The organism is Salegentibacter sediminis, from assembly GCF_002078605.1.
Lineage (GTDB): Bacteria > Bacteroidota > Bacteroidia > Flavobacteriales > Flavobacteriaceae > Salegentibacter > Salegentibacter sediminis.
Genome location: NZ_MSJR01000002.1, coordinates 202,165 through 221,924, shown reverse-complemented (window position 1 = coordinate 221,924; position 19,760 = coordinate 202,165). Strand labels below are relative to the sequence as shown.

Genomic DNA, 19,760 nt, shown 5'->3' with positions numbered 1-19,760 from the left:
TTATTAAAATTCGTCAGTTACGCAGCCTTGTGAGGCCGAGGCAACCGTTCTTGCATATTTGTAAAGCACGCCTTTGCTGAATTTAAGCGCAGGGGCTTTCCACTTTTTCTTTCTTTCATTTATCTCTTCTTCGGAAAGGGCTACTTCAATCCTGTTGGTTTCTGCATTGATGGTGATCTGGTCGCCATCTTTTAGGAATGCCAGCAAGCCACCTTCCTGGGCCTCGGGAGTGATATGGCCCACCACAAAACCGTGGGTTCCGCCAGAAAATCTTCCGTCGGTGATTAAAGCCACATCTTTTCCCAGTTTCGCCCCCATAATGGCTGAAGTAGGTTTGAGCATTTCAGGCATCCCGGGACCACCTTTAGGACCCTCGTAGCGTATGACCACTACATCTCCTTTTTTCACTTTCCCTTCGGAAATTCCGTCGTTAGCAGCATATTCTGAATCGAACACCCGGGCCTGCCCGGTGAATTCCAAACCTTCCTTCCCGGTGATCTTTGCCACGGAACCTTCTTCTGCCAGGTTTCCGTAGAGAACCCTGATATGTCCGGTTTTCTTGATAGGATTTTCCAAATCTCTTATCACATCCTGCCCTGTTTCCAGGTCGGGAACTTCTGCGAGATTTTCAGCTAAAGTTTTTCCGGTTACGGTGAGACAATCGCCGTGCAGCATATTATTTTTCAGCATATATTTTAAAACGGCTGGAATACCGCCTATTCTATGAACATCTTCCATCGCGTATTTCCCACTGGGCTTAAGGTCAGCCAGGAAAGGTGTGTTGTCACAAATTCTCTGAAATTCATTCAAACTGAATTCTACTTCAGCCGCTTTAGCGATTGCAAGAAAATGCAGCACTGCATTGGTAGAACCTCCAAGCACGGTAAGCAATCTGATGGCATTCTCCAGGGCTTTTTTAGTTACAATATCCCTGGGTTTGATATCTTTTTCCAGCAATAATCGCATCGCCTTTCCGGCTGCGATGCTTTCGGTTTTTTTAACCTCATCCGTAGCCGGATTTGAGGAATTATAAGGCAAAGACATTCCTAGTGCCTCAATGGCTGAAGCCATCGTATTTGCGGTGTACATTCCGCCACAGGCACCGGCCCCGGGACAGGCTTTCTCAATAATACTTTCGTATTCTTCCTCATCGATATCGCCCGCAGTCTTTGCACCCCAGGCTTCAAAAGCTGAGACTACATCCAGCTTCTTCCCCTTATGGCAACCGGAAGCAATGGTCCCCCCATAGACCAAAACCGCCGGTCTATTAATACGCAGCATCGCCATAAGAGCACCTGGCATGTTTTTATCGCAACCCACTACGGTTACCATGCCGTCGTAAGACATTGCGTGCACCACAGTTTCCATAGAATCGGCGATGATATCACGGGAAGGAAGCGAGTACCTCATCCCCGGGGTGCCCATCGAGATCCCATCGCTCACGCCAATGGTGTTGAAAATCAATCCCACCAGCTCGGCATCTGTACAGCCCTGTTTTACCAGTTTTGCCAAATCATTTAGGTGCATATTGCAGGGATTGCCCTCGTACCCGGTACTTGCGATCCCCACAAAAGGTTTTTTGAAATCTTCTTTGGTAAGGCCTATGGCATGCAACATAGCTTGTGAAGCCGGTTGCGAATCGCTTTGTGTTAAAATTTTACTGAATTTATTAGGCATTGCTTTTTTCTTCTTTCACTTATAAAAAATTAAAAGTAGCCTGATAAGATTTGGACGAAGTTGTTTGAACTGCTGCTTAATTACTTTCAAATGAAATTTGAAGTATTTAATAATCTGATATTCAATTATTTAAGTGCTTTTTGATTACGATAGCTGAAAAACATCTCTTTGGGGAGAAATAATTTTAAGACAAAATCCTTATAAAACCAGTAGATACAGGCTTTCTGAGGAATTCTTATTTAATTGAAATTATATTGAAGAATGAGGATTTAAAAGATAAATATTTATAAAATTCGCAATCTTATTTCTATCACCACCTGAATTCAAAACAAAAGATTGCCGCGGCCTGCGGCCTCGCAATGACGAATTCTCTCCTACAACGTCATTGCAAAGGAGCCCGATGGTAATCGGGAGACTGAAGCAATCTGTTATTGAAAAATTCTAATTTCCTTGAAGGTCCTCACTCCCATCGAAAGATTGCCACGGCCTTCGGCCTCGCAATGACGGGCAATTACTTCTTCTTCTTTAGCGAATAAAGATCCTTACGCCGGTCTTTCATATTTCTCACGCTTCCGAAGTTATGAAGCTCTTTAAGCAAATCCAGATCTACGTCTACCAGCAAGGTGCTTTCAGTATTTGGGGTAGCTTCAGCCTTGATTCCGTTCACCGGGAAAGCAAAGTCTGATGGGGTGAACACCGCGCTCTGGGCATACTGAATATCCATATTATTCACCTTAGGCAAATTACCAACCGAGCCGGCTATAGCTACATAACATTCGTTTTCCACCGCTCTGGCCTGGGCACAAATCTTCACACGGGAATATCCATTTTGGGTATCGGTCATAAAGGGTACGAAGAGAATATTCATACCTTCTTCGGCCAGTATTCTTGAAACCTCAGGAAATTCTATGTCGTAACATACCAAAACCCCAACTTTTCCACAATCGGTATCGAAGGTTTGTAGTTTGCTGCCGCCTTTCATACCCCAGGCGGTTTCTTCGGCCGGAGTGATATGCAGTTTTTCGTAGCGTTCGTAAGTTCCATCGCGACGACACAGGAAGCCTACATTGTACATATGTTCCCCAATTACCATTGGCATACTCCCGGTAACGATGTTGATATTATAAGTAATCGCAAAATCCCTGAAAGTCTCCAGTAGGCGTTCGGTATAGGTGGAGAGTCCGCGTATGGCTTCGGGCTCGTTCAAATGATTGAACTCTGCCATTAGTGGCGCGTTAAAAAGTTCAGGAAAAAGAATAAAATCACTCTGGTAGTCGCTAACCGCGTCTACAAAAAATTCTATTTGCGACACCAGCGAATCATAGTCTCTGAAAAGACGCATCTGCCACTGTACCAGGCCCAGCCTAACCACGGTTTTTGGGGTGTCTATCAGCTTTTTGGTTTTGGTGTAGTAGATATTGTTCCATTCCATCAATACCGCATATTCTTTGCTTTCAGCATCGCCGGGCAGATATCCTTTGATCACCTTTTTTACGTGAAAATCGTTGGAAAGTTGGAAAGACAAAACCGGGTCGTGAATCTCTTGTAGCTTTACTTTTTCAATATATTTTTTCGGGGTAAGTTCTTTGGCAAATTTCGCATAATTGGGGATTCTTCCCCCAAAAGCGATAGATTTTAGATTGAGTTGTTCGCAGAGCTCTTTTCGGGCTTCATACAAACGCCTGCCCAAACGCATTCCGCGGTACTCGGGATGTATAAAGACATCTATTCCGTAAAGCACATCGCCATTATTGGTGTGGGTAGAGAAATTCTCCCCACCAATAATCTCTTCGTAGGTATGATTCTCGTCGAATTTCTTGGAGTCTATGATTATCGCTAATGCACAACCCGCGATCTTATTATCGATCTCGATACAAAACTGTCCTTCGGGAAATTTATTTACGAGATTGCGTATCTCGTCTTTACTCCAATACTCATCAGGCATCTTTTGATAACTCTTTATCATAGAAACCTTGAGTTCCTGGTAATCTTTTAATCTAAGGTTACGGAGGTCTATTTTAGGCGTTTCGTTCACGATCATAAGGTTTTACAGCCTGCGAAGATACAACTGAAATTATTAATACCTCGGTCTTGATAACCGGTACTTTAAATAAGATATATTTTATGTTTAATCGCAAAAAGCACCAGGCCAATGCGGCTGCGAACTTTGAGTTTATTGAACAGGCTTTCGCGATAACCGTCTATGGTCTTCGGACTTAAATTCATTTTTTCTGCAACCTGTTTGTAGGTCATCTCAGTACAGGCCAGGCTAAGAAACTCTACTTCCCGGGCGCTTAAATTTTCGAAGGTTTTCGCTTTTCCGTGGTTCTCTAATGCATCTGAAACTTCCTGGGTGTAATAATAGCCTTCATAGATCACCTGCTTCAGGGCATAACGGAATTCATCGGGGTCTATATCCTTCAGCAAATAACCACGGCAGCCAAGTTTCACCATTCTAAAAATGGTTTCTTCGTCATCTTCCATGGTTAAGGCAAGCACTTTTTGATCGGGATAATTATCTTTTAACCAGGCCATAGTATCGTGCCCATCCATAACCGGCATTTTTATATCCAGAAGTACGATATCGGGTTTTGGGCGATTAGCTCCAAAAAACTCCACGAGTTCCTGGCCGTTTTTATAAAGTCCGGAAACTTCGAATTCTGCAAAAGAATTTACCAGATTTTGCAATGATTTTGCAAACAGATTGTGATCATCTACAATAGCGATCGTCTTACTCATAATTATTTTTGCCCCTTGGTTGGATAGGCTAAAGATAAGCAAGTTCCTGCACCTATAGAAGAATCTAGCGAAAACTTCGTGTTTACCAGTACAGCGCGGCTTTCCATATTAAAAAGTCCGGAGTTTTTTGCGATGCTTTCCTTATCGAATCCTTTCCCGTTATCACAGGCTTTAATTCTTATTTCCCCGGAAGTATAATCCAGGGAAACCTTTAGTTCTGAAGCCTGGGCATGTTTGATGACGTTGGAAAAGAATTCCTGGAGTATTCTGAATAAAATAATACTGTCTTCCTGCGGAATCTCCTGCTTTTCTCCGGTTACATCCAGGCTGGTTTCAATTACGCCCATCCGCTGAAATCTTTCCAGTTCGTTTTCTACCGAAGTTTGCAAACCGGCATAGCCAATCACCTGGTTGTTGAGGGATTTTGAAAGGGAACGCACTTCCCGAAGCGAATTGGCCACAGTTTCCTGGATTTCTGAAGCTGAAGCTTTTTCATCTTCTGATAAGCTTTTTGAGAAAATATTCAACTGCATTTTGGCCACAGAAAGCAGCTGACCAATATTATCGTGCAATTCCCAACCCACGTTCTTCAAGGTTTGTTCCTGCATTTCTATACGAGAGCTGGCAATTTCCCGCTCATAACGCTGTCGGGCTTCAAATTGCTCCTGCAACAATGTATTTTTTCGTCTTTGATAGACGACAAAGAATACGATCACAAAGGCCGTAAGCAAAAGGATGACTACAATAAAATAAACTATGAGTAAGAGTTCTTCTTTAGAGAGCATTTTAAAAAACCATAAGTAAAAATAGAATATAGCCAAATATTAGTTCCCAGAATAGCTAAACTGAATAAGGAAACAAATTCAGGACTAATATTATCATTAAAATAATTAGAATAAATCTTGAGAGGACTTATGGTCAATTTAAAAACCAATAAATCCAAAGCAATATAAACCGGCAAAGAATATTTAAAATTAAGAATTTTATTAGATTTCAAAAATTCAAAAAAAAATAGCCTCCAATGCCAAGACTTCATTCTTTTCTATACTTCTTTATAATTTAAACCTCCGGGTTTAGATTTATGAACATATTCTAGGACAAACCCAAGAATGAACATTCCGTACAAAAATATATTGGCATACCGCAATACCGAAGCAAAAACCTCAATGAATTCAGGGTTTGTTTTAGTAAAGTATGCAGAGTAAATATTAATCGGTTGTACAATTAAATAATATATCAAGACGCCGGTAAAAACGAAAAAGAATAGGTTCTTTTTAAAAAACAAAATTTTATCACTGTTGAGAAAATCATATAAATAAACTCCTACACTTACTGAAATCCAAATTGCTCCAACTAATAATATTGGCAGGTTATAAGCTACAAAAATATCACTACCCAGCGCGATTAAACCAATAGAGTATATAAGGTAAATTCCGGATCCATACTTAATAAAAGCCTTCAATTTAGGATTTAAGATTTCCGCCTGAATAAAATAGGCATAACATACAAAGAAGTAAATCTGTGCTAAATTAAAATACCAGGTATTCCTGGAAAATGGAGAATCTTTTAAAAAAGGCGCCGTTTGGTAATTATCAAAATAGGCCCACAGAGAATAACCTCCTGAAAAATCTATTATAAAGACTGACCAAAGAAAATAAACAAATAGCCTTTTATATTTTGTTACTTTAAAATTCAGCAACAGGAAAATACTACCGGTAAAGGCAGCCAAAAATTCCATTAAAAAAGTTATATATATCTTCTTTTCGATATAGAATTCAAAAAGTTCGTTCAAAAAATTTAAATTTTAAATAAAATTATTCACCATAAACACCGGGGGGCCATAAACCACTGCCTGTGTTAAAAGGTTCGATTTCAGGGTTATCCTCAAAATCTGACTCTTCTTCCTCTATATTTTCCGATTTCTGTTTAGTAGCCGAAAGAAAAACAGTGCTCAGACTTGGTTTTCCATTTCCCGGAGCATAAGATCCCATCCAGATACAAACTCCTGGATCTTCGATTCCCTGTTCCCCAGATTTTTCTTTTACATACTTAAGATACTCCTCTAATTCAGCCACACTAAATTTTACAGCGCAAACATCCTTGTGTTGTTCTGATCTTTCAATGGCTTTTCCTCGGGTATGCCACCATCTTTTTTGAAGCTCTTTTGCCTCCTGGCGGGAAATACATTTTTTTGGTTTTTCCATAATATTGGTTTTTTGGTTGGTTTACTTAAAATTTTGTTAAGCTAAAATTAGTGAAAATTCCCGGAGCTTAAAAAAAGTAAGAGAATATGAGACTGTTACCGGGTTAAAATAAAAAAGTGCCGTTTTGGTTTTACGGAAACCTAATTACCCTACCAATTAGTTTTCCACCTCAACGACACTTTTTTGCCCCAAAACACTTTAGCTAACTAAAATGACTGATACAAATGTAGACGAAGGCCTGGTTGTCTACAAGGGGAAAAATCCCCTTTTTGATAATTCATTGAAAGAAATGTAATTTGAATTCTAAGTACCCACCGGTTTCCAAGTTTTTAGGAACCTGATTTAAAATGTACTTCCTCTCCTGTCTTCTTCTGGGCCAGGATGTTAAGGGAGTGCTCACTAAGCTGAAGTACTCTGGGATAACCGCCTGTAGTTTGGCAGTCGCGCATTAAAACGATAAGATTTCCTCCCGGGGTAAGTTGTACGGTGCCGGGTAGGACCGGCCCGGTGATGATGGGTTTCAGTAAATTTTCGAGTTTTTCACTAAGTTGAACCGCCATCCGGTTGTTGTTTTTGTCTATGCTGAATTTATTCTGAAGTAACTGGGTTTTTAAAGTTTGGGATAAGAGTTCAAACTCAGGTCCCGGGTATACCCTAATTTCTTTAGAAGTTAAGTAAGAAGCATCAAATTTTACAGAAGCATTAGTTTCCCGTTTCTCGTTTTCAGAAGACCAATACTTCAAGGTCATTCCCTTCTCAAGCTTTTCATTAGCAGTGATGCCTTCGTACCAACTACGGCTTTCCAGGGCTTTTTCAGTTCTGAAACCATCCACCACCGCCAAATAAGCACGCATCCCAAGTTGGGGTTTGCCAAAAGACAACAAATCCCCCGCATTTATCTTTATCACCTCATTATTTCGAATTTCTGAATTATTAATTCTGGGAGAAAGATTAGCTCCGCTAATAGCAATTTTAGTGGTTGCTGAAAATTTAAGCTTAGGCCCCATTTGGGTTATTTCCAAAACGGCAGCATCGGCTTTATTTCGTAAAATAAGATTTGCAGTTTTTAATGCCTGCCTGTCCATCGCTCCCGAAAAAGGAACTCCGTATTTTTGAAATCCACGCCGGCCAAAATCCTGTATGCTGGAAAATAATCCCGGGTGTAAAACTTCAATTTCAGCTTCCATAGTTTTCCTTTTTAAATTGAAATTTTCCTTTTGAGATCTCTTCGGAAATTTCTAAAAATTCATCTTTAGAAACCGAATAAAATTTCACCTTGTCGCCGGGGGAAATTTCACAAGGCGGATTGGAATTTTTATCGAAAAAGTTCACCGGACAATTACCTAAAATCTGCCAGCCGCCGGGACTGGATTTTGGGTAAATCCCGGTTTGATTTTCACCTATCCCCACCGCCCCTTTTTCGATCTTCAACCGGGGTTCGTTTTTACGGGAAATTTGAAGCTTTTTATCAAGGCCCCCGAGGTATAAAAATCCGGGTAAAAAACCTATAAAATAAACCGTGTAAAGAGGTGAGGTATGAAGATCAATAATTTCTTTTTTGGACAGGTTTTTTTCCTTTGAAATATAATCGAGGTCCCACCCGAATTCTTCCTCATAACAAACGGGAAGATGAAAAATTTGCCGGTTGGATAATTTTGTTATCTTAGCCTCAGCAAACAGCCGTTTTAAAGCTGAAACCTCTCCATAGACGTCTTCTATAGTGAAAAGATAATTAATTAATAACGAGTTATATGTGTTAGTCACCTCAACTTTTACTTCATCATAAAATTCTTCCAGCTTATTTTTATAAAAAAGCAACTTTTCGAGCAGGTTTTCATCGATCACCGGCTCAAATTGAACCAGGATCGCCCGCTCCCCCATCGCCGATATTTTAGGAAATTCAGCCATTAAGTGTTCTTTATTTTAATATTTTCATCAGCCAGTTTTTCGTGCAGATATCTCAAAATTTCAACCGAATTTGGGGTGTCGCTATGCAGGCAAAAAGTGTTCGCTTTACAACTGATTTCAACCTCATTTTCACAGCGTATTCTCCCTTCAGAAAACATCAAAAACAGGTGCTCAAAAACGGCTGCTTTTTCAGTGATCAAAGCATTGGGTTTTGAACGCGAAACCAGGCTGTAATTTTCGTTATAATTTCTATCGGCAAAGGCTTCAAAAATGAGTGGAATTTTCCCTTTAGCCATTTCAGAAATCACCGAATTCTGAGGCACAAAAAGCGGCAGAATTTCATCGAATTCCAACACCGAATCGATCACTATCCGGGCGATATTTTCATCTTTGGCGGCATCATTATACAAGGCTCCATGAGATTTTATATGGCTGAGTTTTGCACCTTCAGCTTCAGCGATCTGCTTTAAGCTTAAGATCTGGGCAACCAGCGAAAGTTTAAGTTCTTCCGCAGAAATTTCCAGGCTTTTTCTTCCGAAGTTTTCTTTATCGGGATAAGAAGGATGGGCACCTATCTCAACCTTGTGCTCCATAGCCAGAGCTACGGTATGTTGCATGGTCTCCAGGGTACCTGCGTGACCACCACAGGCGATGTTACAGGCCGATATAAGCGGCATCAGGTCGGCATCATATTCACCTCCCTCACCCAGGTCGCAGTTGATATGAATTTCTTTCACGGTTTAAGGTTTTAGACAGTATTCGATAAAGATTAAAAGCTACCAATCACACTTACAATGGCTTTTACCCCAAGGAAAACAGATAATGCGATTACCAGAATTCCCAGAATATTTTGCCAACTACTATTGCGATGATGCCCCAGGACCGAATGTTTATTAACTACCCAAAATAAGAAAATAGCGATTACAGGCAATAGAATTCCGTTGGCAATTTGCGCAAACCGGATGATCTCGATAGGGTTGATCTGTAAAGACGAAAAGAAAACACCCAGGATGAGCACTCCGGCCCATACCATTTTGAATTTTGCAGAAGCCATCCCGCCTTTCCAGCCAAGAGAACCCTGCACCACGTATGCAGCAGCCAAAGGAGCGGTGATCGAAGAGGTAATCCCGGCAGCTAAAAGTCCCAGTGCCATAAACCAGGTTGCAAATTTACCAAAAAGCGGTTCCAGGCTTAAGGCCATATCGGCCGCGGAATTCACATCGGTGATCCCTGCCGAAGCAGCAGAAATAAGGATTGCCATAGAAACCACACCTCCCAGAAGAATAGATACAACCAGTTCCTTTCGCGCTGTTGGTAAAAACGACGAATCCTTCCATTTCTCACTTACCAGAGAGGCGTGCAGGAATAAATTATAAGGCACTACTGTAGTACCCACAATAGCCATAACCGTAAGCAGACCGGCCGCATTGGTATTTGGAATAAAGCCTTGTAAGACTTTAAGGATATCGGGTTTGGTTAGAATGGCGGTAAGCACAAAGCTGATGCTCATTAGCAGCACCAACCCAATAAATACTTTTTCCAGGGTTTTGTAGCTTCCGGAGAAAAGTAAAAGAAAAGCGATAAATCCAATGAGCAGGCTCCAGAGATTGAGCTGGAAACTCCCCAGCTGTAAGCTCTGATCTCCAAATATCGCCTGGGCGCCAAGAACTGCTCCAGTGATATTTCCGGCTTCATAGGCGGCATTTCCTATCACTATGGCCGAGAAGATTAGAATGACTGAGAAAACCTTTAAAAATGGCCTCTTAATCTCTTCACGAATCACTTCGCTTAAACCTTTTTGCGAAACCACTCCTAAACGCGCGGCCATTTCCTGCAAAACAACACAGGAAAAAACAGAGAGCAATAGGGCCCACAGCAGGCTATACCCAAATTCCACCCCGGCCAGGGTGCAGACGGTCACCGTTCCCGGGCCAATAAATGCCGCCGAGACCAGGATTCCCGGCCCAAGGTTTTTTAAAAAATTTCTCACTTGCCCTTGCGGGATTCATTAAGTGCGTAGATAGCAAAACTGCCTAACCAGTGGCCACCTTCGTAGCTATCACCTACCAAATTAGGGAAGGAATAAGCTACGTGACTGTCGGCAAGGCTCTTTAAATGCCCGAATTCATCCGGATATTTATTGACCAGGCCGTAAAAAACCCAGGCGCGGCTAAAATTGAGACCATCGAGATGCACCAGTTTTCCATCGGTGCGATCGGAAACTTCGCCTACTTCAATATTAAAACCTTCATTCTTGAGGTTAGGCATAAAATCGTCTAACCACATCATAAAGGCGTTTTTCGGTAAGACCCTACGCATAATATTCACCTCCTCTAAACAGGGAGAGAGAAAGTCGAAGCCACCCGGCTCCCAGGTTATGGGGCAATGATCATCACTAAGGTAAAAATCCCTTGCTCGTTTCGAAATGAGTTCTTTCAGCTCCTCATTTTCGGCGGTAACAGCATAGTCCCAGGCGTAAGAGAGACCAAAAGCTGTATTTTCGTGTTCTCCAACCCTGATAGGGTAATTGAGTTTTGGGAGAAACTCCATATATCGTTCTACTATAAGATTGGTTAAAGGCTGGAGGTTTTGATCAAGTTCCTGTGCCAGGGGATCATCCCAGGTTTTTATTTCCTGAGCCAGTTTAAGCAACCAGGCCCAACCGTAAGTACGCTCGTAAGAATCACTATGTTCTCTTCGGAAATATTCGAGCTCCTCCTGAATATTTTCAGCAGAAAGACTTTTTTGAAGTAATTCCCTTATTTCTTTTCGCTTTTCAAGCTTCGGAAATTGTTTTAGCAAACTTATAAGGGACCAATGCCCATGAACCGAAGAATGCCAGTCAAAACAGCCGTAAAAGGCCGGATGAAGCTCGCTGGGTTCGCCCATAGCTTCTTTATTTTCCAGGGTTTGGCCCAGTTTATTAGGATATTCGGTTTCAATACAGTTAAGGGGAAGTTCTGCAAGTTTGTTGGCTTCTTCGAGATCAAATTCTATGATTTCGCTTTGTAAAGCCTCAGTGATTGTAGGTACTTTTATACTATCGGCTTCCTCTGCTGAAACTTTTTCAGAGCTTTCGTTGTTTTTACAGCCGGAAATAATTATTAAGAGAAGCAGGATTATTCGTTTCATTGATTTTTGGGTTGTGAGCTAGTAAAGATAAAAGTTTAAAAATAAACCCGTTAAAATTTTACATTCATTTATAATTTAGGACCTCAGCCCAACCAGCCGTCCCGATCCAGGCTTCTATACTGAATCGCTTCGCTGATGTGGTTGGCGGCAATATTTTCCGATTGCTCTAAATCGGCGATACTACGGGAGACCTTTAAAATACGATCATAAGCCCTTGCAGAAAGATTGAGCCGTTCCATAGCTGTTTTCAAAAGTTGTTTAGATGCTTCATCCAAATCACAAAATTCCCTGATCTGCCTTACACTCATTTGAGCATTATAATGCACATTCTCATTTTCTTTAAATCGCTGCGTCTGAATTTCCCGGGCCGCGGTAACTCTTTTTCTTATCTCCACACTACTCTCTCCCCTGCGTTCTTCACTGAGCTTTTCAAATGGAACCGGCGTCACCTCGATATGAATATCTATTCTATCCAGAAGAGGGCCACTAATTTTGCTAAGATAACGCTGCATTTCGGCAGGACTGGAAGTTACCGGTGAATCGGGATCATTAAAGTAACCACTGGGACTTGGATTCATACTGGCTACCAGCATAAAACTTGAAGGATAGGTAACTGTGAATTTCGCCCGGGAGATGGTGACTTCCCGATCCTCCAGGGGCTGGCGCATTACTTCAAGCACGCCGCGTTTAAACTCAGGAAGTTCATCTAAGAATAAAACCCCGTTATGGGATAGCGAAATTTCCCCCGGTTGGGGATAAGCCCCGCCGCCCACAAGGGCAACATCTGAAATTGTGTGATGTGGGCTTCTGAAGGGGCGTTGAGACATCAAGCCTACATTTTCACGTATCCTGCCAACTACGCTATGAATTTTAGTGGTTTCCAAAGCCTCATGCAGGGTCATAGGTGGTAAAATGCTGGGCAGGCGTTTTGCCAACATGGTCTTTCCCGCTCCGGGCGGACCGATTAAAATAATATTATGACCTCCGGCTGCGGCTATTTCCATACAGCGCTTAATAGATTCCTGCCCTTTTACATCGGCAAAATCGTGTTCCGGGTTATCCAGATTTTTATAAAATTCTTCCCGGGTATTAATGAGGGTTTGTTCCAGGGGTTCTTCCTTATCAAAAAACCTGATTACCTCCAGGATATTATCTACGCCATAGATTTCAAGCCCGTTCACCACAGCGGCTTCTTTTGCGTTTTGCTTGGGAAGAATAAAACCTTTAAAGCCTTCTTCTCTGGCTTTAATAGCAATAGGAAGCGCTCCCTTTATAGGTTGAAGGCTTCCGTCGAGGGAAAGCTCCCCCATTATTAAATAATCTGAAATGTTTTCGGCCTTGATCTGGCCTGATGCGGTTAGGATTCCCAGGGCAAAAGTGAGGTCGTATGCCGAACCTTCTTTCCGAAGATCAGCAGGAGCCATATTCACTATAATCTTTTTACCGGGAAATTTATAGCCCGTATTTTGGAGGGCGGCGGTTATGCGATAACTGCTTTCTTTTACCGCATTATCGGGTAAACCAACCAGATGATATCCAATGCCGGTAGCCACATTTACCTCAATGGTAATTGTGGTTGCTTCTACCCCAAAAACGGCACTTCCGTAGACTTTTACCAGCATTTAAAGATTTTGTTTCCTTAAATTTAGTAAAATTTACGAAATGATTTGAGTGTTAAACGTTTAACACGTGATTTCGGTAATAATCTATTAAACCATCAATAGGTCTTCTCACTATATTTCCTACTTCAAGCCCATATGGCTGAACTACTGCCCGAATAATATCTTCGCTAAAGAAAGCTATACTTCCTATAAAATGTATTGGCACATTCTGCGCTTGTTTATAAGACAAAACTCTGGAATGCACAAAATCAGTAATACCTTCGTGAACCAGCTTGTAGAAATATCCATTCCGCTCGTTGGTAAAGATAAATTCGGCAAAATTTGCGAGGTAGGTATTTGGATTTTCTCTTCTATAGAGGTTTTTCTTTATCTCGTCTGAATCAAGGTTATATTTCTGTTCAAATATAGTCACCAATTCCGGAGGCATTCTCTTATAGTAATAATCCCTTAAAAGTCTTTTTCCAAAGTAATTACCACTGGCCTCATCCATAAGAATATATCCAAGGGAATGCACAACCTGGTGAATCTCTTCACCGTCGTAATAACAGGAATTAGATCCCGTACCCAGGATACAAACTATACCAGGTTCTGTAGTTGCGGCATATACAGCAGCTACAATATCTTCTTTTACGATTACTTCGTTAACATTGGTAAAAAAGTTGGTAAAAATATCTTCCAGGAGTTTACGGGGTGTTTCAGTCCCACAACCGGCACCAAAAAAATGTACCCTTTCTACTTTATCTTTTACTTCACGCAATTCTGCGTTTTCTTCAATACGCTGTTCAAGAACCAACTCAGGAAAGACCGCCGGGTTAAGCCCTTTGGTTCTGGTTTTAAAAACCTGTTCTCCCCGGGCATTCAGTAAGATCCAATCACATTTTGTTGAGCCACCGTCTGCTAATAAAATCATTTCTTCGTGTGATTTAAAAAAAAGCCTGATGAAAATGGCTGTAGGATTATGATGAAATCCTACAGTTCCAATTTTCTTTCAGGCTTTTTTCATTTAAGTATTATAATGATGCAACGTGCATCGCCAGTTTAATTATTGAAGCAGAATAACCATATTCGTTATCATACCAGGCCACTAATTTAAAGAAATTATCATTTAGTGCAATCCCTGCTCCGGCATCAAAATTACAGGTATGCGATTCTGAAACATAATCCTGAGAAACCACAGCATCTTCGGTATAAGAAATCACTCCTTTGTAATCTCCTTCGGAAGCTTTTTTGAATGCAGCTTTCACCTGCTCATAAGATACAGATTTGTCGGTACGCACGGTAAGGTCTACTGCAGAAACATCGGCGGTTGGCACTCTAAAGGCCATACCTGTAAGTTTCCCGTCCAGTTTTGGAATAACTTTTCCTACTGCTTTTGCAGCTCCTGTAGAAGCAGGAATAATATTTAACAGCGCACTTCTACCACCTCTGAAATCCTTTTTAGAAGGACCATCAACTGTTAATTGAGTTGCTGTAGTAGCGTGAACTGTAGTCATCAATCCTTCAACAATTCCAAACTCATCATCGATCACTTTTGCAAGTGGAGCAAGACAGTTGGTGGTACACGAGGCATTAGAAACTATATTATCTTCAGCCTTAACATCTTTATGATTAACACCCATAACGAACATAGGCGCATCTTTAGAAGGAGCTGAGATCACAACTTTTTTAGCACCTGCAGTAATATGCGTCTGCGCCTGATCTTTACTCGTAAAGATTCCGGTACATTCTAAAACCACATCTACATCTACATCACCCCATTTAAGGTCTTCTGGATTTTTTTCTGCTGTTACACGAACAGTATTTCCATTCACAATAAGATTCCCATCTTTCACCTCAACATCTCCTTTGAATTTTCCGTGAACCGAATCATATTTAAGCAGGTATGCCAGGTGATCTACGTCAAGAAGATCATTGATTGCTACAACTTCTACATCTTTATTTTCAGCCGCTATTCTAAAGGCTATTCGCCCAATACGACCAAATCCATTAATTCCAATTTTAGTACTCATAATTTTAAATTTTAAATTTTACACTGAAGTGATGTTAGCCACCCTTCTTAACTCTTTGTCTAATTCACGCTTCTCTTTGAGCGCTTTTTCCAATGAAACATGAACTACTTTCTGATGGTGTACTCCAACCATAATATTGGATTTACCATCGGTAAGCGCTTCCACTGCTCCCACACCAAGCTTACTTGCCAGCACGCGGTCAAAACAACTTGGTGAGCCTCCACGTTGAATGTGCCCCAGTACCGATACCCTGATGTCGTACTCTTCATATTTTTCACCTATATGTTCAGCAAGTTCAAAAATTGTTTTACCGCTTTTCTCACCTTCTGCCACAACGATAATGCTTGAGGTCTTTCCGGATTTTTTACTCTTTTCCAGAGAGTCCATCATTAGCTCTATTCCCCCTTCTTCTTCAGGAATAAGGATTTCTTCAGCACCTGCGCCTATCCCGCTATTTAAGGCTATATCGCCGGCATCGCGTCCCATAACTTCAACTAAGAACAGTCTGTTATGTGAACTGGCGGTATCCCGAATTTTATCAATGGCTTCAACTACCGTATTTAATGCGGTGTCGTAACCCAGGGTATAATCTGTACCACTAATGTCGTTATCGATGGTTGCCGGGATACCAACCACCGGAAAATCGAACTCCTGATTGAACAAAAGTCCCCCGGTAAAGGTTCCATCCCCTCCTATAACTACAAGGGCATCTACCCCCGCCTTTTTCAGATTTTCATTTGCTTTTGCTCTCCCCTCTTTGGTTTTGAATTCCATAGAGCGGGTAGATTTAAGGAAAGTGCCGCCTTTATTAATTACATTTCTTACAGACCTGGCATCAAGCTTTTCAAAATCGCCTTCAATAAGACCCTGATAGCCCCGGTAAACACCTGTGCATTCAAGATTGTAATACGAACAAGCTCTTACTACAGCTCTTATTGCGGCATTCATTCCAGGAGCATCTCCCCCGGAAGTTAATACTGCTATATTGTTGATTTTCTTTATCATTACCTCAAAGCTATTTCAATTGATTAATATAACCTAATTTTCGCAAAAACTAAATCGTTTTCGGTTGATAACTAACAAAAACAGCCCGTTTTAGCGGGCTGTTTTTATTAATTTAGGAGTTTTTTTAGTTATTTACTAATATTCGATACTCCCAAGGCTTAAATTCTAAATTTTCATTTTCTTCCATTTCTACAGTTGCCCCAGACATATAATCTATATACTCTCCGTCAAGTCTAACCGTAAAATTCAACGAAGCATCACTGAAATTAGAAAGATAAATAAGTTCCTGACCATTTTTCTCACGTTTAAATGCCATAACTTTCTCTTCTTCTGAAGTTTCCAGAGCTTCATAAGAGGCTGCCTCTTTGGCTCCGTGCAGGGCAACATTTTGGTTCTTAAGCTCCCCTAATTTCTCAAGGATTGGCCATATCTTTCCTTTTTCTTTAGAAATAGTATCTTTTTCAAAGAACCTAAGTCTTTTATCTAAATCATATTCCAGGCCGCTGTAAATAAGTGGCATCCCCGGAAGCGCATAACTAAAGGCAATCATAGCTTCTGAAGCCTCTCCCATTCGCTCTTTCACCGTACCATTCCAGGAATTTTCATCATGATTAGTCACGAAATTCATCAGGTAGTCATCTTCCTGGTAGGTAGTATCGATCTTTTGCATATAGGCATTCCAGTCTTTCACAGTTTTCTTGCCCTGGGCCATTTCATTCATAATGTGGTGACCTTCCCAGTTATACCCCATATCGAAGGCATTATGAAATAAATCCTTATCCTCAGATTCGGCTAACATAAACATGGGTTTATGGGAATTCAGTTTTTTTACTGCCTGCTCCCAGAATTCGGTAGGAACCTCACCGGCCACATCGGCACGGAAACCGTCAATATTATATTCTTCCACCCAGAATTCCATCTCTTTGGTCATCGCTTCCCAAAGTTCTTTATTATCATAGTTAAGGTCGGCAACATCGGTCCAACCCCAGCTTTCACCCGTATCGGGATTTAAAGGATCAACGATCTCTCCTTTATCATTCTGAGTATAGAATTCAGGATGCTCCTCCATCCAGTGATGATCCCAGCCGGTGTGGTTGGCCACCCAATCAAGAATAACATACATCCCGTTTTCGTGTGCGGTATCCACAAGCTCATTGAAATCATCAAATTCTCCAAATTCCGGATTTATCCCGGTATAATCAGCAATAGCGTAGTAACTTCCCAGGTACTTTTTTCTCTCTTCTTCATCTTCAATATCCTCAATAGATAGACCCTGAGTTGCTTTACGATTCTTCATGGAAATAGGATAAATCGGCATTAGCCAGATCACTTTTACCCCTAATTCCTTTAACTGCGGAATATCTTTGGTAAAGGCCTCGAAAGTTCCCTCAGGAGAATATTGCCGAATATTGGCCTCATAAATCACTGCTGATTCCAATGCTTCATTAGATACCGGCTCCAGACTTTCCTGTTTTTCTTCTTTTTGCTCTTCCTGCTTTGGTTCATTTTTACAGGATACCATCAGCACCAAAAGCGCCATTATTATCGAAAATTGTTTCATATTTATAATTTATTTAGTTGAATTTTGTTGTTAAAAGATATACTCCTTCTCCGTTTAATTCCAGCCTGTCATTCCATTCCAAAGTTTCTTCGGAAATAAGATTTTTTAGATTTTTCCCATTCAGGTCTAATTGTTCAAACCTTTCAAGGTCTAAACTGAATTTTTCCTCATTTTTATTCAGAATAACAACTACACTTTCGCCTTCAATTTGCCTTGCCGACACATAAACGCCATCCTGAGGTGCAAAATGAAGAGTTTTACCTGTGTGAATCGCTTTAGAGTTTTTGCGGTAGTTTAAAATTTTCTTCAGAAAAGCCTGCATATCTGCTTTTTCTTCTGAAAGCCCTTCCCCGGTGAAAGCATTTGTATCATGATCGTCCCAACCTCCCGGAAATTCGGTACGGATGAGCCCATGGTCACCCGGATTGGCCGTATCATCCATCAAAATCTCGGTCCCGTAGTAAATTTGAGGTGTCCTCGGAAGCACCAGCATATAAGCAACAGCCATTTTGGTTTTTGCTACATCTTCCTCCAATTGAGTAAAGATCCTGCTCTTATCGTGGTTATCTGGAAAAATCATTATATCCTCAGGACGCTCATAGGCAAAATCGTTCGCCAGGCCTTCATAAAGTCTCGTGAGCCCAGTGCCCCAACCTTCATCTTCTTTTAAACCTTTTACAATTTCTCCCTGCATAGCAAAATCCATTGTAGATCTAAGGTTGGATTCGTAAGCATCTTTATTTTCTACACCATCCTGCCAGTAACGAATTAGCAGTGGATTATAACTCCACTCTTCTCCTACGATATTGAAATCGGGGTATTCGGTCATGATAGCCCCGGCCCAGTCACTCATAAAATCTTTATCCGGATAAGGATAAGTGTCCTGGCGTATTCCGCCAAGACCGAGGTATTCAATCCACCAAATACTGTTTTGAATAAGATATTTGGCCATAAATGGATTTTCCTGATTTAGATCTGGCATAGTATCTACGAACCAGCCTTCAGTCATTTTTCTCTTATCTACATCGGCGGCATAAAAATCCTGGTTGGTGGTTCTTATGTGGTTAGATTTGGTTATTTCCTTTCCCTGTTCAAATTCTTTCTGGTAATTCAACCAATCTTCAAAAGGCAGATCGTCCATCCACCAATGGCCTGAACCTATATGATTTGCCACCTGGTCCATAATAAGTTTGATGTCTCTTTCCCGGGCTTTTTCAGCCAGCTCTTTATAATCTTCCAGAGTTCCAAAACGAGGATCAACCCGGTAAAAATCGGTCATGGCATATCCGTGGTAAGAGCCGGATTCCATATCGTTAATCAATAAGGGCGACGACCAAAGAGCAGTAAAGCCCATTTCGTCTATATAGTCAAGATGATCTATAATACCCTGTATATCGCCTCCGTGCCTGGCATAATCATCTTCCCGGTTTATGGTTTTTTCTCTTAAGGACGAATCTTCATCGTTGGAAGGATCTCCATTGGCAAACCTGTCAGGGGTGACAAGATATATCGCATCTTTATTATTGAACCCGATAAAATCAGATCCAGGCCGGGTTCTTTCTTTTAATTCGTATTGGTGAACCAGTTTTTTACCGTTTTCCAAAGTGAAATTAATTGGAAAGCTTCCAGCTTTAGCCTGTTCTGTTAATTTTAAATCCAGGAACAGGTAATTGGGACTTTTCGCGCGATGAACATCTTCCAAATCAATCCCAACTGCATCAAGACTAACCTCAGCCTCCCCTATATTTTCACCATAGATCATTAATTGTAACTCATCATTGTCAAAGCCAAGCCACCAGTTAGGTGGTTCCACCCTTTCAATCTGAGCCGCCATAGAGAGGCTTCCCAGGAAAATAAGGCTGATTATTATTTTTTTCATCTTATAAATAATTAAAAAACCCGG

17 protein-coding genes are annotated in these 19,760 nt (G+C 41.1%); all 17 read right to left on the bottom strand.

Annotated elements, in window-relative coordinates; translation table 11 throughout:
• Window positions 1-3 precede the first annotated feature (3 nt).
• Entirely contained in the window at window positions 4-1,677 is a 1,674-nt protein-coding gene (gene ilvD, locus BUW93_RS05275; RefSeq protein WP_081209885.1) for a dihydroxy-acid dehydratase, read from the bottom strand.
• A gap of 511 nt (window positions 1,678-2,188) precedes the next feature.
• On the bottom strand, window positions 2,189-3,718 hold the full coding sequence (locus BUW93_RS05270) for a bifunctional GNAT family N-acetyltransferase/carbon-nitrogen hydrolase family protein (RefSeq protein ID WP_081209883.1): 1,530 nt from the start codon (window positions 3,716-3,718) through the stop codon (window positions 2,189-2,191).
• A 65-nt stretch (window positions 3,719-3,783) separates the two neighbouring features.
• Window positions 3,784-4,416 carry a response regulator transcription factor gene (locus tag BUW93_RS05265; RefSeq protein WP_081209881.1) on the bottom strand — a complete coding sequence of 211 codons (633 nt, stop codon included), beginning with the start codon at window positions 4,414-4,416 and terminating at the stop codon, window positions 3,784-3,786.
• 2 nt (window positions 4,417-4,418) lie between these two features.
• Window positions 4,419-5,201, bottom strand: a complete 783-nt coding sequence (locus BUW93_RS05260; protein ID WP_081209879.1) for a sensor histidine kinase — start codon at window positions 5,199-5,201, stop codon at window positions 4,419-4,421.
• 257 nt (window positions 5,202-5,458) lie between these two features.
• On the bottom strand, window positions 5,459-6,208 hold the full coding sequence (locus tag BUW93_RS05250) for a hypothetical protein (protein ID WP_081209875.1): 750 nt from the start codon (window positions 6,206-6,208) through the stop codon (window positions 5,459-5,461).
• A gap of 22 nt (window positions 6,209-6,230) precedes the next feature.
• The gene (locus BUW93_RS05245) at window positions 6,231-6,620 is read right to left on the bottom strand and encodes a hypothetical protein (RefSeq protein ID WP_081209873.1); all 390 of its coding nucleotides are present in this window, start codon (window positions 6,618-6,620) and stop codon (window positions 6,231-6,233) included.
• Window positions 6,621-6,949: 329 nt separating this feature from the next.
• Window positions 6,950-7,807 carry a 5-oxoprolinase subunit C family protein gene (locus tag BUW93_RS05240; protein ID WP_081209871.1) on the bottom strand — a complete coding sequence of 286 codons (858 nt, stop codon included), beginning with the start codon at window positions 7,805-7,807 and terminating at the stop codon, window positions 6,950-6,952.
• Window positions 7,797-8,528, bottom strand: a complete 732-nt coding sequence (gene pxpB, locus BUW93_RS05235) for a 5-oxoprolinase subunit PxpB (protein WP_081209869.1) — start codon at window positions 8,526-8,528, stop codon at window positions 7,797-7,799. Before pxpB ends, BUW93_RS05240 begins: the two co-directional genes overlap by 11 nt.
• On the bottom strand, window positions 8,528-9,265 hold the full coding sequence (gene pxpA, locus BUW93_RS05230) for a 5-oxoprolinase subunit PxpA (protein WP_081209867.1): 738 nt from the start codon (window positions 9,263-9,265) through the stop codon (window positions 8,528-8,530). Before pxpA ends, pxpB begins: the two co-directional genes overlap by 1 nt.
• A 32-nt stretch (window positions 9,266-9,297) precedes the next feature.
• On the bottom strand, window positions 9,298-10,518 hold the full coding sequence (locus BUW93_RS05225) for an Nramp family divalent metal transporter (RefSeq protein WP_081209865.1): 1,221 nt from the start codon (window positions 10,516-10,518) through the stop codon (window positions 9,298-9,300).
• Window positions 10,515-11,660 carry a DUF2891 domain-containing protein gene (locus BUW93_RS05220; RefSeq protein WP_081209863.1) on the bottom strand — a complete coding sequence of 382 codons (1,146 nt, stop codon included), beginning with the start codon at window positions 11,658-11,660 and terminating at the stop codon, window positions 10,515-10,517. The genes BUW93_RS05225 and BUW93_RS05220 overlap by 4 nt, the downstream gene beginning before the upstream one ends.
• 83 nt (window positions 11,661-11,743) lie before the next feature.
• Window positions 11,744-13,282, bottom strand: a complete 1,539-nt coding sequence (locus BUW93_RS05215) for a YifB family Mg chelatase-like AAA ATPase (protein ID WP_081209861.1) — start codon at window positions 13,280-13,282, stop codon at window positions 11,744-11,746.
• 52 nt (window positions 13,283-13,334) lie between these two features.
• Complete coding sequence (locus BUW93_RS05210; protein WP_081209859.1) at window positions 13,335-14,192, bottom strand: BadF/BadG/BcrA/BcrD ATPase family protein; 858 nt, start codon at window positions 14,190-14,192, stop codon at window positions 13,335-13,337.
• A gap of 100 nt (window positions 14,193-14,292) precedes the next feature.
• Window positions 14,293-15,291: a type I glyceraldehyde-3-phosphate dehydrogenase gene (gap, locus tag BUW93_RS05205; protein ID WP_081209857.1), complete on the bottom strand. Its 999-nt coding sequence runs from the start codon at window positions 15,289-15,291 to the stop codon at window positions 14,293-14,295.
• A gap of 18 nt (window positions 15,292-15,309) precedes the next feature.
• Window positions 15,310-16,296, bottom strand: a complete 987-nt coding sequence (gene pfkA / locus BUW93_RS05200; RefSeq protein WP_081209855.1) for a 6-phosphofructokinase — start codon at window positions 16,294-16,296, stop codon at window positions 15,310-15,312.
• A gap of 124 nt (window positions 16,297-16,420) precedes the next feature.
• Window positions 16,421-17,857, bottom strand: coding sequence for an alpha-amylase family glycosyl hydrolase (locus BUW93_RS05195; RefSeq protein WP_081209853.1), 1,437 nt, complete (start codon window positions 17,855-17,857; stop codon window positions 16,421-16,423).
• A 13-nt stretch (window positions 17,858-17,870) separates the two neighbouring features.
• Window positions 17,871-19,736, bottom strand: coding sequence for a glycoside hydrolase family 13 protein (locus tag BUW93_RS05190; protein ID WP_081209851.1), 1,866 nt, complete (start codon window positions 19,734-19,736; stop codon window positions 17,871-17,873).
• Between the last annotated feature and the right edge of the window lie 24 nt (window positions 19,737-19,760).